General features: G+C 66.8%; 1 protein-coding gene. It reads right to left on the bottom strand.

The genetic code is table 11. The features are described 5' to 3' along the window. The coding region (locus tag KVT32_RS29910; RefSeq protein WP_254637084.1) for an MFS transporter at positions 1-254 on the bottom strand (254 nt) is incomplete at its 3' end. Between the last annotated feature and the right edge of the window lie 23 nt (positions 255-277).

Here is a 277-nt window from a genome sequence, read left to right as displayed (position 1 = left end):
ATGGCCACGCCGATGAAGGCGCGGCCGACCATGAACAGCGTGTAGTTCGGCGCGAAGGCCGCGATGGTGCTCGAGACGATCATCATCAGGGTCAGGCCCAGCAGCAGGACCTTGCGGTCGAGCCGTCCGGCCAGCGGCGCGATGAACAGGCTGGTGAAGAGGGCAAAGGCGCCCGAGACCGAGATCGCCAGGCCGGCCTGCCCTTCGCTGATGCCGAGTTCCCCGGCCACCGGCGTGAGCAGGCTGACCGGCATGAACTCGGCATCAGCAAAGCCTA

It is taken from the genome of Achromobacter sp. GbtcB20 (genome assembly GCF_019091095.1).
Lineage (GTDB): Bacteria > Pseudomonadota > Gammaproteobacteria > Burkholderiales > Burkholderiaceae_B > Achromobacter > Achromobacter mucicolens.
This window is presented reverse-complemented; position numbering and strand designations above follow the sequence as displayed.